This is a genomic window from Corynebacterium striatum, assembly GCF_016728105.1.
Taxonomy (GTDB): Bacteria; Actinomycetota; Actinomycetes; order Mycobacteriales; family Mycobacteriaceae; genus Corynebacterium; species Corynebacterium striatum.
Genome location: NZ_CP068158.1, coordinates 1508772 through 1521867, shown reverse-complemented (window position 1 = coordinate 1521867; position 13096 = coordinate 1508772). Strand labels below are relative to the sequence as shown.

12 protein-coding genes are annotated in these 13096 nt (G+C 60.6%); 7 read left to right on the top strand and 5 right to left on the bottom strand.

Annotated features, from left to right (window positions below):
• Positions 1–4: 4 nt before the first annotated feature.
• The 4 genes from I6I72_RS07145 to I6I72_RS07130 form a co-directional block, all read right to left on the bottom strand.
• Entirely contained in the window at positions 5–1690 is a 1686-nt protein-coding gene (locus I6I72_RS07145; RefSeq protein ID WP_236081530.1) for an ABC transporter ATP-binding protein, read from the bottom strand.
• 92 nt (positions 1691–1782) lie between these two features.
• Positions 1783–3357, bottom strand: coding sequence for an ABC transporter transmembrane domain-containing protein (locus I6I72_RS07140; protein WP_070419735.1), 1575 nt, complete (start codon positions 3355–3357; stop codon positions 1783–1785).
• Positions 3358–3421: 64 nt separating this feature from the next.
• On the bottom strand, positions 3422–3625 hold the full coding sequence (locus I6I72_RS07135; RefSeq protein WP_046646015.1) for a hypothetical protein: 204 nt from the start codon (positions 3623–3625) through the stop codon (positions 3422–3424).
• A 114-nt stretch (positions 3626–3739) separates the two neighbouring features.
• Complete coding sequence (locus tag I6I72_RS07130) at positions 3740–4552, bottom strand: hypothetical protein (RefSeq protein WP_049146247.1); 813 nt, start codon at positions 4550–4552, stop codon at positions 3740–3742.
• Positions 4553–4938: 386 nt separating this feature from the next.
• Between I6I72_RS07130 and I6I72_RS07125 the strand changes: the two genes are divergently transcribed.
• Both I6I72_RS07125 and metE read left to right on the top strand, forming a co-directional pair.
• Positions 4939–5862, top strand: coding sequence for a methylenetetrahydrofolate reductase (locus I6I72_RS07125; protein WP_049062924.1), 924 nt, complete (start codon positions 4939–4941; stop codon positions 5860–5862).
• A complete protein-coding gene (gene metE, locus I6I72_RS07120) occupies positions 5859–8123 on the top strand; it encodes a 5-methyltetrahydropteroyltriglutamate--homocysteine S-methyltransferase (protein ID WP_201806510.1) in 2265 nt (754 codons plus the stop codon). Before I6I72_RS07125 ends, metE begins: the two co-directional genes overlap by 4 nt.
• Here metE and I6I72_RS07115 read toward each other — a convergent pair.
• Positions 8120–8758: an HAD family hydrolase gene (locus I6I72_RS07115; RefSeq protein WP_201806507.1), complete on the bottom strand. Its 639-nt coding sequence runs from the start codon at positions 8756–8758 to the stop codon at positions 8120–8122. The two genes, metE and I6I72_RS07115, sit on opposite strands and share 4 nt — an antisense overlap.
• A 68-nt stretch (positions 8759–8826) precedes the next feature.
• Here I6I72_RS07115 and I6I72_RS07110 point away from each other — a divergent pair, with 68 nt between their 5' ends.
• From I6I72_RS07110 to I6I72_RS07090, 5 genes are all read left to right on the top strand, one after another.
• Entirely contained in the window at positions 8827–9357 is a 531-nt protein-coding gene (locus I6I72_RS07110) for a peptidylprolyl isomerase (protein WP_005530645.1), read from the top strand.
• A gap of 67 nt (positions 9358–9424) precedes the next feature.
• A complete protein-coding gene (locus I6I72_RS07105; protein WP_201806504.1) occupies positions 9425–10069 on the top strand; it encodes a rhomboid family intramembrane serine protease in 645 nt (214 codons plus the stop codon).
• 517 nt (positions 10070–10586) lie between these two features.
• Positions 10587–11873: a hypothetical protein gene (locus I6I72_RS07100; protein ID WP_049146252.1), complete on the top strand. Its 1287-nt coding sequence runs from the start codon at positions 10587–10589 to the stop codon at positions 11871–11873.
• A 55-nt stretch (positions 11874–11928) separates the two neighbouring features.
• Positions 11929–12498, top strand: a complete 570-nt coding sequence (locus tag I6I72_RS07095) for a hypothetical protein (protein ID WP_049146254.1) — start codon at positions 11929–11931, stop codon at positions 12496–12498.
• A gap of 11 nt (positions 12499–12509) precedes the next feature.
• Entirely contained in the window at positions 12510–13088 is a 579-nt protein-coding gene (locus I6I72_RS07090) for a hypothetical protein (RefSeq protein WP_046646009.1), read from the top strand.
• Positions 13089–13096: the final 8 nt, after the last annotated feature.

Here is a 13096-nt window from a genome sequence, read left to right as displayed (position 1 = left end):
CAGCTTAGTGGCCGTGCTCCCACTGCGCATAAGCCTTGGCATAGCGGCCGCCGAGCGCCATGAGGGAGGCGTGCGTGCCGTCCTCTACGATTTCGCCCTGCTCCATCACGATTATGCGATCCGCCTCGCGGGCCTGGTCTAAGCGGTGAGCCACCACCAACGCAGTGCGCCCGCGGGTTACAGCACGTGCCGCAGACTCCAGCACCGCAGCATGCTCGGAGCCGGCTTCCGACGTCGCCTCATCCATGATGAGCACCGGCGGCTGACGCAAAATCATGCGCGCTAGCGAAATTTGTTGTGAGGCCTCCGCTCCGATTTCCTCGTTACCTGCGCCGATGAACGTATCGAGACCGTCAGGCAGCCAGCGCGAGGACTCGTCCAGGCCGACTTCGTGCAACGCCGCCCACAATTGGGCGTCGGAGGCGCCGGGGAGGGCGAGGAGGAGGTCGTCGCGAAGCGTGCCGGAAAACAGGTGAACCTCCTGGGTGATGAGCGCGACGTGCTCGGTCACCCACGTGTTGGGAACCGTGGCGGTGTCCACCGCATCGAGGTGAATGGTGCCGGTCGTGGGGTACTGCAGGCCCGCCACCAGCGCCGCCAGAGTGGACTTGCCCGCACCCGAGGTGCCCACCAGCGCGGTCGTGGTACCAGCCTCTAAGGTGAGGTCTATGCCGTGCAGAACCTCCGCGCCGCCGGGGTAGGAGTAGGTGACGCCGTCGATGCGTATCGCTGGCGCAGCCGAAAGAGAGTCCTGCTCTTGGTCCGGAACATCACTGCTCAACAGCGCCAACGCAACCGCGCGGCCTAGGGAAGTGACCGCATGCTGGATCTCGCCGGCAAAGAACAAGATGTTGAATACGTGCACCTCAAGGCGCATGACCAGCAGCACCGCAGCCGCCGCCTGGCCCTGCGTGACCCAGTCCCAGGCCACCATCGGCACTGACATGGACAAGGTTCCGAGTAGCAGCACCGCGAAGCTGATGGAGCCCTGGCCGATGATGCGGTTGATGAGCGGGACCTTATCGCCCCAGGCCTGCACCGTATCCCAGGAGTAGCGCTCCATGCGCTGCTCGGCCCAGCCGCCGAGCTTGAATTGGCGCAGGGTGTCCAAGGCGCGGATGGTGTCGAGCAAGACGTTGTTGCGGCGCGCCTCGACGGAGGAGACCTCATTTGCTATCTCCGGGATGTCGCGGATGGTGCCTTTGATGAACGGGTACATGATAAGCACCGCCAACGCGAAGATCAGCAGGTAAGCCGGGTGGATGAGCACCATGCTCAGCGCGGTGAGTGGCAGGATGAACAGGGTGACGGCCAGGCGCTCGCCCATCATGGAGATAGAGGTGACCACGGTGTCGATGTCCTTGGACAAACGCGTAATCACGTTGCCCGTGCCCAGCTCCATCACGCGGGGAACCGGCGCACGCAGCACCGAATCCAGCGCCGCGGTGCGCAGGTCCACGGCTAGGCGCCGCGCCTTGGCATTGATCATGTAGCCTCCGATGGCGCGGCCGGTAACCTCCGCGATAAGCGCTGCGGCAATGATGCCTAGCGCCGCGAGCATCGCTGGGCGGCCCGAGCCGATGACAGGCAGCTCCATTCCTTGGATGATGTCCACCACGCGGCCCAAGACCTGGGAGCCTAAGTTCATCATCACGATGGTGACGGTGAAAACGGCAAAGACCAGCAGCATCTTCGGGCGCGTTGGCGCCGAGGGCAAAGTCTTGAGGAAGCGCCACGATTCGCGCGCTGAAGCCGGCGCAAGTGCATCTGCACGAGACTGACTCACAGCGCCACCACCTTGTCCGCGTTGGCGGCCCACGTCGGGGCGGCGGTTATCACCACGGTCACGCGTCCGCGGCGCAGCTTAGCCACGCGCTCGGCCACGGTGGCCAAGGTCAGGGAGTCGAGACCCGTGGTGGGATTATCGAGCACAAGCACCTCGGGATCCTGCGCGAGCGCACGGGCAAGAGCCACGCGTTGCCGCTGGCCACCGGAAAGGTTCAGGCCGGCCTCGCCGATGGGGGAGTCAGGCAGAGTGCCGTCGTGCCCAAAGCCGCCCAGGCGCGTCACGATGTCGCCGCAGGCGGCGGCCTCCAGCGCAGCGTGCACCTGCTGTGCGGGGAGGGTGCCAAGCGGGTCGATGTTATCGGCCAGGGTGCCCTCCAAAACTGAGATGCGGTGCGGCGGGCAAAGAGCACCGTGGGCGGAAAGGTGGGTGGTCCAGGCGTCGACAAGCGCGCGGCCCTTAGCCGTCTCCGGTATCCACACGTTGAGCCCTGGTTCAAGGTCTACCGGGGTGCCCTGCTTGGCGACGTCCCCTTTGCCCAGGTCCTGCAGCAACTCACCCACGCGTTCCACCGACGCCTGGCCCTTTGCCCAGTTCTCTGTGAGATGGCCGAGCGACAAGCCCAACGCGGTGAGCGCGGGAGGAGCGAGCATCGTAATAGACATCATGCCGCCGGGCTCGATGTTTCCTTCGAAGGTCTGCCAGGCCGTCCACGTGAGAAGGAAGACGGCAAAAAGGGTGGGCACCATTTGGCGCAGCCACGACAACAGGACGCTCAGGCGCAGTTCGCGGAGCATCGAAATAAGGGCGTCGTGGGCAGCCAGAGTGAAGCGTTCTTTGGCCACCTCGTTGGCTCCGAGACCTTTGATGACGCGCGAGCCTTGGGCAAAGTCAGTGGCCAGGGCCAGCGCAGTGTTTTCCTTGGCGCGCCGGGCAGATGCAACGCCCGTCAGGGGCTTTGCGGTGGCCCACGAAGCAATGGCGGTCAGGATCGCGCCCACGATGAGCCCGAGGGAAACCACCCAGGAAATCGGAGCCAGGCTGAAGATGGCACCGATGAGATATCCCGCCATGAAAAGCGGGAAGTTAAGCACCTGCTTGAGTTGGCCGATGTAGTGCGAGTCCTCGTCCATCGTGTTGAGGAGGCGGCCGGGGCTGAGTCCTTTGGTGGAGGCGTCGAGAAGCTTGTGTAAAAGGCCCAAGCGCAAGGTATGCGTGGTGCGAGCTTGGCTAAGATCCGTGAAGGCGTCCGCTGTGGCCTCCGCTAGGTACATGATGTAGAGCAGCAATGCCGTGACCAGTACGGGAACGCCCAGTGTTCGCCAGGAAGGATCGCTGAATGCGTACTGCGTGGCCTGACCAATGACCACGGAGACCAGCGCACCCAACGGTGAGTTGATGGCGGCCGCTATGAGTAGGCCCACCACGCCAACAGGCTGGGCAAACAGCAGCCGCCGAGTGGCAGCACCAGGCTTTGCCCAATTGGTGGTTTCGGTGAGAGAAGTTTCCCCGGTGGGAGGCTGATCTGGTAGATACCAGGACCAGGTTTTCATGCGAGGATAGACAGTCATAGCTGCATATCCTATAAGAAAAGGTCGCCTTCTAATTCACTAGAAAGGCGGCCTTTAAGGGCTCTTAAGCGAGGTGATAATTCGACACGTCGTAACCCGAGAACTCGCGGTCGATGCCACTGTCATCCACGGAGTGGAACGTGGTGCCGTTCTCGATAGCAAAGCGGAGATTGTCTACTCGATGCGAAGGATCGCCGCTGACGGAACCAGCAGGGAAGTAGTAGGTCGCACCGCTCTTGAGCTTGACAATGAGGGACTCGAAGCTCATCAATTCTCCTTGGGATTGTTTCGAAATACCCAAAAATTCAATCAGCTTCGAGTCCGTCGAGCAAAGGATTGAGATCCAGACAACGTTCGCTTTACCCCCTTAAACGGGGTGGATTTACTCCTGCTCGTTGGTCTGCAGGCGGTGCTTGCCCTCGTCATCGCGGTCATCGGTGATGCGGGAGGTATCGGCGTCGGCAGCAGCCTCGGCTTCTTCCTTGTGCTTAGCTAGCTGCTCATCGATGGAGCCCAAGAGCTCTTCGTCGCGCTCGACGACGCCCTCTTCCGCGAGGTCGGAGACCTTGTGGTCGTCCTCGGTGGTGGAGGTGTAGACCAAGGTGGAGCCCTCAGTTGCGGCATCGGCACCGGTGGTGAAGTCCTCGACGCGCGGCGGAACCTCGGAAGCCTCTTCCTTGCGGATCTTGAAGAAGTAGTAGAGGCCGCCACCGATAGCGGAGATCAGGGCGAGGATCAGCGCGAACGGCCAGAACTTGGAGCTCTTCTTCTCCTTGCCGAAGTTGATGTTCTTGAGCTTCTTAGCGCTGCGCTTCTGGGCCTTGTCAGCAGCCTTGCGTGCGGCCTTTGCCTGTTTGCGGGACTGCTTCTTGACGTTCTTCTGTGCTTTCTTCTGGGCCTTCTTTGCGTCCTTGCGCGCTTCATCGAAGCGCTCGGAAGCCTGCTTGCTAACTTCCTGACCCCGGTCCTTGAGCTCCGCGATGCTACGCTCCAAGCGATCGTGAGCTGCCTGGGTGACGGCGCCGGCGCTGCGGCGAGCCTCAGGGAAGGCGTCCTTGCTGCGCTCTTCTACCTCTGCTGCAGCAGCTTCCAGGGCGGTGTAAGCCTCGAGAGCTTTCTCGTCGCGGTAGTCCTTAAACCTCTTCCACAGGTTGGTGGCCAGGCCGACGGAAGCGGAAATTGCGGTGGGGTTCATGCGAACGCTCCTTAAATTAGCTTTATCGTGTGCTTCCCACCAGCGTAGTGGCGGGCGTTAAGGCCCGCCACTATACGTATGAAGGAAAAGCAAAGGGTCACCCCTGCATGATGCGGCGGTGACCCTTGTTGTGCTTGATTATGACTCAGCGGGCGAGAACGTCTCTTTAGCTCTAGTCTGTAGAGCCGGACTTTTGCACGTAACAAGAGCTGATTACTAGACAGCTTGGTATGCAACCTTCTATTTTTATTCGTGCCAATTTTTAAAAAGCCTGCAGGCACGCCACTTTTAAAAGTACTATTTAATAAGTTACTCTTCCCCGAAAAATGGACAGCTTGGTACATTTCATCGCAAGCAAAATCCGTTGACCAGTAAGGGAGGTGAACATGACCCCGCGTCTCTCCGCTTCAGCACCACTAGACCAATTCAGTGAAGTATCTGTTGAGCCGCGCCAAAGAACCGCGCTCTCTTTCGAGGTGATTCCACCGCGCAACGATGCTGATGCGAGCACTACCGCCGAGCTCCTAAAGGTGTTGCAGGGGTACAACCCGGACTACATTGCGGTGACGAGCTCACAGCGCTCCGGATGGCTGGAAGGCACCGCGGCATTCATCGAACAAATCTCACGCACCACGTCCATGCGCCCGCTTGCTCACCTCGCCTGCACGGCTGGCACGCGGGAGGAGCTCATCGGCTGGATCGATGCGCTTGTCGACGCCGGCGTGCGCGGCCTGCTCGCCCTTCGCGGCGACCTGCCCGAAGGCGGCATGCCGGCGCACTATCTGCAGCATGCCGACGAGCTGGTCCGGCTCATCCGCCACCGCGAGGCGGGCCAAGCCGCACGTTTCGCCGCAGGCAGCCTCGCGGTGGGGGTGGCTTGCTATCCCAACGGCCACGCGGAGTCCGCGAACCTCGACGAGGACTTCGACGTTCTGCTTGCCAAACAGCGACTCGGCGCGGACTTTGCCATCACCCAGCTTTTCTTCGACGCCGAAGACTACGCCCGCTTTGCCCAACGCGCCCGGCTGGCCGGCGTGCGTATTCCGCTCATCCCGGGAATCATGCCGATGACCAGCGTGGCCCGGCTCGAGCGAATGGCCAAGCTGTCCGGGTTGCAGGTCCCACCCCGTGTGCGGGCCGCACTCGCGGCAGCATCCACCCCAGATGAAGAACATGAAATCGGAATGGAACTCACCGCCGAGCTGACTCGAAGCGTACTGCGCTCAGGGGCAGACGGCCTCCATATCTATACCCACAACAACCCTCACATCACTCAAGACCTTTTGAATCGAATTGGAGTACACCCATGAACGCACCATTTCCTAAGGCCACCATCGAAGGCTACCCACGCGTCGGCGCGAACCGCGAGCTCAAGCGCGCACTAGAGGCCTACTGGTCCGGCAAGATCGACGCCGAGACCTTTGAGTCGGCAGCGCACTCGCTGCGTCTTGACACTTATGCGCGCCTGCGCGACCTCGGGCTTAACGAGGACTACGCCATCCCAGCAGACGTGGCTTATTACGACCACGTCCTCGAGACCGCGCTGACCGTTGGCGCGGTGCAGGGAGAGACCCTCGATGACGAGTTCCGCCTGGCCCGTGGCAACGCCGACTCCGCGCCTCTCGAAATGACTAAGTGGTTCGACACCAATTACCACTACATCGTCCCGGAAATTGCCGATGACCAGACGTTTAACGCCCGCCCGCAGCGCGTTCTCAAGATCGTGGAAGAAGCTCGCAATGCCGGCCACGCCGTGCGTCCCGTGCTCGTGGGTCCGGTGACCTTGCTGGCTTTGTCCAAGCAGGCAGACGGATCGAGCACGCAGCCGCTTGAGCACCTTGATGCCGTGGTCGATTCCTATATATCTGTCCTCGAGCAGCTCCACGCTGCCGGGGTGGAGTGGGTACAGCTCAACGAGCCCGCTCTGGTCGCGGATCTTGCCGCGGCTGACGACGCCGCCCTTGCCCAGGCACTCCAGAGCGCTTACCGCCGTATCCTCGCCGCGGAAAAGCGCCCGCAGGTTTACCTGACCACGCCTTATGGCTCGGTGCGCAAGGGTCTGGACGCCATCAACGAGCTGCAGCCGGAGGCGGTGCAGGTGGATCTTTCCGTGGGCACCCTCGCGCTGGATCCGAGCTACCTGGAGCGCGTGGCTGGACTGAAATCCCACCTCAGCGCCGGACTGGTTGACGGCCGCAACGTCTGGGCGGCAAATCTGCGTGACTTGCGAGCCAAGCTGGAGACCCTTCCGGGCGCATCGGTAACCACCTCGGTCTCGCTGCAGCACGTTCCGCATACCGTGGAAGCAGAGACTTCGCTTCCCATTGACGTGGCCAACTGGTTCTCCTTCGCCAATGAAAAGGTGCGCGAGGTCGTCGCCCTGAGCTCTGGCCCGCTTGCTGCACCGGAGGCGTATGCCCAGGCAGACCGTGCAGTGCGCACCCGAGCCGAGTCGGCCCGTACCCACAACGAGGCGGTGCAAAACCGCACCGCGCAGTTGCCGGAGGGCGAGGTGCAGCGTCAGCCGCTGTTCGCCGAGCGCAATGAAGCGCAAAAAGCTCTTGGCCTGCCGCTGCTGCCGAGCACGACCATCGGTTCCTTCCCACAAACGCAGGAGATTCGTGCGGCACGTGCGGCTCACCGCAAGGGCACGCTTTCCGACGCCGCCTACGTCGACGCCCTGCGCGACGAGGTCAAGCAGGTCATCGAGCTGCAAGAGCGCCTGGGCCTGGACGTGCTGGTGCACGGCGAGCCAGAGCGCAACGACATGGTGCAGTACTTCGCCGAGCTGCTCGACGGCTTCGTGGTCACCGAAAACGGCTGGGTCCAGTCTTATGGCTCCCGCTGCACCCGCCCGCCAATCGTGGTGGGCGACATCTCCCGCCCGCAGGCGATGACGGTGGAGTGGGCACGCTATGCGCAGTCCCTGTCCGAGAAGCACGTCAAGGGAATGCTCACTGGGCCAGTAACCATCCTCGCGTGGTCCTTCGTGCGCGATGACGTTCACCAGTCCGTCTCCGCGGATCAGCTGGGTGTGGCTCTCGCCGACGAGGTGCGTGATCTCGAAGAGGCTGGCATCGACATCATCCAGATCGACGAGCCCGCCCTGCGCGAACTGCTGCCACTGCGAGAGCAGGATCGCAAGGCCTACTTGGACTGGGCGGTGCGTTCCTTCCGACTCGTTGCTTTGGAGGCGAAACCCACGACGCAGATTCACACGCACCTGTGTTACTCAGAGTTCGGCCAAATCATCGATGCGGTCGCTGGCCTTGACGCCGATGTCACCTCCATCGAGGCGGCGCGCTCCCGCATGGAGCTCCTCGAAGACATCGACGACAAGTTCCACTCCGAGATCGGCCCAGGCATCTATGACATCCACTCGCCGCGCATCCCATCCGTGGCGGAGATGGCAGAGCTCATCCGCGCGGCCCTGCGCAACGTTCCAGTCGAGCGCCTATGGATCAACCCGGACTGCGGCCTGAAGACCCGCGGCTACGACGAGACCGAGGCCTCGTTGCGCAACATGGTCTTGGCCCGCGAAGAGGTGCTCAGCTCACTCGTTCCCGCCTAGAAGCTGAGCTCGTCCAAGCTCGAAATCTCGCCCGAGCCGTCGCGTTGCAGGTACACCGCCTGCAGCCCGGCGGCGCGGGCGCCTTCGACGTCGTTAGCCAGGGAATCGCCCACCATGAGCGTGTGCGCAGGCTCGCTTCTCAGCACGCGGCAACCCTCGTGGTAAGCCGCAGCCTGCGGTTTGGGAATGCCCAAATCCACGGTGGCAATCAGTTGTACTTCCGGAAGATTAAGTCCGCCCGCGCGGAGCTTGCCCTCCTGCATCTCACGGGCACCATTGGTGAGAATCCCAACGTTTAGCCCAGCCGCCAGTGCGCGGCGCAACGCAGGTAGAGCATCCGGAAATGCCTGCCAATTGCGCTGATATGCAGCCAGGTAGCCGTCGTAGTCGGCGAGGGAGGCGGCGTCGTCAAGCGTCTGCCCCAGAAACTCGCGGCAGCGTTCAATGCGTTGCCCCTGGTGCGTGACCTCTCCACGCTCATAAGCACTGAACCATTTGCGCTCGAGGGCGGAGAAACGCGCGTGCTGGCCCTGCGCAACGCCTAGCTCTGCACACCATTCATCCAATCCGGCGTGCATGGCGGAGGTGTGGTCCATGAGGGTGTCGTCGAGGTCGAAGAGCACGGCACGAATCATGGGGATAAGCATAGTGATCGCTTAGGGCGTTATGTCATTTGCGGCGCGCGAGCAAGAAATTCCATACAATGGTCGGCATGACTCAGAAGACCGCAACTGCAACGATGCACACCAATCACGGTGATATCGTTATCGACCTTTTCGGTAACCATGCACCGGTAACTGTGGAGAACTTCGTCGGCCTGGCCAAGGGCGAGAAGGACTACTCCACCCAGAACGCAAAGGGCGAGCAGTCCGGCCCGTTCTACGATGGCGCAATTTTCCACCGCATCATCGACAACTTCATGATCCAGGGTGGCGACCCAACCGGTACCGGCCGTGGCGGCCCTGGCTACCAGTTCCAAGACGAGTTCCACCCGGAGCTGCAGTTCGACCGTCCGTTCCTGCTGGCCATGGCTAATGCCGGCCCAGGCACCAACGGTTCCCAGTTCTTCATCACGGTGGCTCCGACTCCGCACCTGAACAACCACCACACCATCTTCGGTGAGGTCACGGACCCGGCTTCCCAGGATGTCGTTTCCAAGATTGCCAAGGTTGCAACTGACCGCATGGACCGTCCGCGTGAGGACGTCATCATCGAGTCCATCGAGATTGCATAAGAGCTCCTGCGTTGAGCCCACCGCCACTTTTTAGTGGTGGTGGGCTCCTTCCAGTTTTGGGGGAAAGTTGAAGAACTACATCAAACAAGCGCCCGTCACCGCAGCAATCGTCGCGGTGTGCTTTCTGGCTTGGGCAGTGACAGCGATCCAGTCCCGCTCCCTTTCAGGGTCCTACTATGACTCTTCTTTGGCTTATGCGTGGACTCTATGGGGTCCAGAGTTTGCCGCCGCCCCGGCCACGGCCATCACGGCCGGCTTCATGCACATCGACGTCGGGCATCTGACGCTCAACATGTGCCTTCTCGTCTTTATCGGGCGCGAGATCGAGCAGGCACTTGGGCATGCGCTTTATGCGGCGAGCTATGTGGTCTCCGTCTTGGGCGCCTCCGCGGCTGTGCTGTGGATGGACTACGACGGGCCGACTGTGGGGGCGTCGGGCGCGCTTTATGCCTTGCTGGCGATGCTGGTGGGTGTTTACCGCAGCCGAGGAATGGATCTGCGCGCGCCCATCTTCTTGGTGCTCGCAAATGTGGTTTACACGTTCATCATGAGTGGCGTCTCCTTGTGGGGACACCTGGGTGGGCTTTTAATCGGCATTGTGCTGACTCTGTTCCTGTTTTCGCGCCGGAAGGCTGTGCACTGGATTGGAGTTGCTGCAGTGTTCGGGGTTGTCGGCGTGTTGTTGGCCTTGAGAGCTGGGCTTTGGGGATAACTCCGGCGAGTTATTCACCAAAACGCTTGTGCGAAAGAATTCCACAATAGTTATCCACAATGTGGATAACTACATTTTTGTAATTTACCGAACGCATGGCCGGAGTTTTCCCTGATCATGCAGGCAAGAAGACTTACATCCTTGTGATTTAGCCCTTGTGGAAGTGGGTGAAAACAGTTATCCACAGGCTGTGGAAGAAACCTGGGGAATTTGATTTTCACAGAGTTATCCCCAGCCTGTGGATAACTTTCCTCCCATCTTGTTGGCAACTCGGGGAAAGGGGGCAAAAGCGGGTGTGTACGAAAGGACAATTTCGAGTGTTTCTCGGATAGCAATTAGCTGGGAAAAACCTGTAAAGATCCAGCTCAAGGGGCAATTATCCGAAAGTATCTGAGGTATTGATGGATGCGATGGTGGCCGTCTAGCGTCATGTGAGTAGTTCACAGCGCGTGGAGGGAGAGACCGTGCCGCTGTGAACCTCAAACTGCAAAAATAGTGAATAAAAGGAAACGTAGCGATGCGCATTCCCCGCCTCCATCTCAGCTACTACGTAGCAGCCGCCGCGCTGTCTGCGGCAAGCCTCGTTGCCCCTGCTGCGGCGCACGCAGAGATCCCCGCCATGCCACAGGGCTATCCGATTGAGAATCTCTACCAAGAGTGCAGCCCAGCAGAAGCTACTGCAGCGGGTTATCCGGATTGGCATTTTGGTGAAACTGGCCGCCGTTACCTTTCGGATGGCACCATCCAGTTCACCAACACCACCAAGCAGACGGTTCCGTACACCGCCACCATCGAATCCGGCACCAATCACGAGATCGAAGCAAACTCTGCCGCCAAGTGGCCTTCCAACTGGAACACCACCGCAAAGACAGACATCGGTCTGACTCTGTCTAACGGCTGGATCGAGGGGGAAACCATCGGGCCGATCAAGCTTGCGCCTGGCGATTCCTTCCGCGTGGAATACGGCACCGTGGAAAAAGACTTCATTTCCATGTTCGTGGACTGCAAGGATGGCATCTATACCAATATCCCGGGTGCAAATGTCATCCGTGGTACCGCTCCGGCCGAGCGTTATGCCTGGGCAACCGTAATCCACGCCGACGGCACCGTTGATGACCAAGCGCTTGAGATTCCTTCCCGCGCGCCGGGTGCGAACAGCAAGGTTGTTGACGGCGGCTACAATGCCGTCTCCGGCCCAAGCCTGGAGAAGATTGCCGATGAAAAGCAGGACCATGTGGTCAAACCTGCGACCGAACTGCAGCGCCAGAATTGGCCGAGCGAAGGCGAAGAGTGCACCGCTGGCGATATGCAGTGGTACCCGAACACCATTGAGGGCGTAGCTCCTACCTTCCGAAAGCCGGGCTTTTCCCAGGACTTCATGAACTGGACTGAGGCTGACTACACCTATCGTGGCATCACCGACCACCTGGTGGGCGCGCAGTACAACGGCCAGATGAACTGGCTGGGCAATAAAGGCCGCCTGCCGGAGGGCTGGCTCGGCTCCATCGGTGCCGCACAGCGTGCCTACATGCCGGTGGGTACCGCATTGGCGCCACTCGACCTTAAGCCAGGTGAGCGCGCACGCATCGAGTACGGCACCACCATGATGCGCGTGAACTACAGCGAGCTGCACTGTGGCCGCGACGGTAAGTACAGCCTCGTTCACGACTTCAAGCAGGCCTCCGCGCCGGCAGGTTTCTGGGCAGAAGCCACCGTCACCGGCAAGGATGGCTCGACCCGCAAGGTTGACGTCACCCCAGATGAGTGGCGTGACCTACCAGTTGCGACCCAGACCGCTTATTAACACCACGACACTGCCTACCAACCTCACTGTCTTTCTCACTAAAAAGGAGTACATCATGCGCTTTAACCGCACTCTCGCCCTGGCAGCATCCGCAATTGCTGCAACTTCCATCGCCGCTGGACCAGCAATGGCACTGCCTGCCGTCAACCACGGCGCTGCTAACCCGACCACCATCGGTGAAAAGTGCGTCAACCCAGGCGATACCGGCCAGACCGTTGAGATTGTCCGCACCTACTTTGATGGTTCCGCAGGCACCTGGACCGTCTCCAACTACAACGCTGAGCCGCTGCCACTGACTCGTTCCATCAAGGAGACCAAGACCAAGACCTGGAATGTTTCCGCAGGCGTTGACTTCGACATCCTGAAGCTGGTCAACATCAAGTTCAGCGCGGGCTACACCGATTCCCAGACCTACGAAGTAGGAGAGACCGTCGGTCCGTACAACGTTGCTCCAGGCAAGACCGCCGTCATGCGTGCGGGCTGGGTTGTCTCCGACTTTGCAGGTGAGAAGACCGTGTGTGGCCAGGACGGAACCTGGCAGGGTACCGGCGAGACCTTCACCGCATCTCTGCCAGCAGAGCGCCACGTTGAGGTTTCTACTCGCGACAACATGAAGTTCAACTAGGGGAGGCAACTGTGCGCAAGTTTGCACGCATCGCCGCAGCATTGCTGGTGGCAGTAAGCGCGGCCACTCCGGCTGCGCAGGCTGTCGACGGCGCGGCTTCCTACCGCCTGCCGCAGCGCTGGAACGATGACTACAAGCCGGGCACGCACTGTGCAACACCGGGCGCACAGGGCACGTACGTCACTGCGGAGCGCATGTGGTTTAAGCAGACTGATGCAGCCAGCGTGGCTAATCGCAACGACTACACTGTTCCAGTTAGCCACACCGTGACTGATAAGCGTACGCAGACCACGGAGGTCAGCGTTTCGGTGAAGCCAATCGGTGACATTGAAAAGTACATGTCGAACGCGTTTGGCTTTAACTTCGTCCACCAGATCCATTGGAGCCTCGGTCAAAAGATTGGCCCCTACGATTTGGAAGCTAATCAGCAAGGCAAGCTCGTGTGGGGCTTTATGATGCTCGACGCGGATTCGCAGGATGTGCGTTGTTCCGAGGATCAGCAGTGGGTAGAAAAGGGCGCGCCGTACTTTGTCAGCGCACCGTACTCGCGCTATTCGGAGCTACGCATTGACGACGCCCCGGTGTATTAAGCCGTGCT

Excerpts from the sequence above, each read along its gene's own strand:
- metE (WP_201806510.1), top strand. The coding sequence starts at position 5,859 with ATGAACGCACCATTTCCTAAGGCCACCATCGAAGGCTACCCACGCGTC.
- I6I72_RS07145 (WP_236081530.1), bottom strand. The coding sequence starts at position 1,690 with ATGCTGCTGGTCTTTGCCGTTTTCACCGTCACCATCGTGATGATGAAC.
- I6I72_RS07140 (WP_070419735.1), bottom strand. The coding sequence starts at position 3,357 with ATGACTGTCTATCCTCGCATGAAAACCTGGTCCTGGTATCTACCAGAT.
- I6I72_RS07100 (WP_049146252.1), top strand. The coding sequence starts at position 10,587 with ATGCGCATTCCCCGCCTCCATCTCAGCTACTACGTAGCAGCCGCCGCG.
- I6I72_RS07135 (WP_046646015.1), bottom strand. The coding sequence starts at position 3,625 with ATGAGCTTCGAGTCCCTCATTGTCAAGCTCAAGAGCGGTGCGACCTAC.
- I6I72_RS07115 (WP_201806507.1), bottom strand. The coding sequence starts at position 8,758 with ATGATTCGTGCCGTGCTCTTCGACCTCGACGACACCCTCATGGACCAC.
- I6I72_RS07125 (WP_049062924.1), top strand. The coding sequence starts at position 4,939 with ATGACCCCGCGTCTCTCCGCTTCAGCACCACTAGACCAATTCAGTGAA.
- I6I72_RS07095 (WP_049146254.1), top strand. The coding sequence starts at position 11,929 with ATGCGCTTTAACCGCACTCTCGCCCTGGCAGCATCCGCAATTGCTGCA.
- I6I72_RS07110 (WP_005530645.1), top strand. The coding sequence starts at position 8,827 with ATGGTCGGCATGACTCAGAAGACCGCAACTGCAACGATGCACACCAAT.
- I6I72_RS07130 (WP_049146247.1), bottom strand. The coding sequence starts at position 4,552 with ATGAACCCCACCGCAATTTCCGCTTCCGTCGGCCTGGCCACCAACCTG.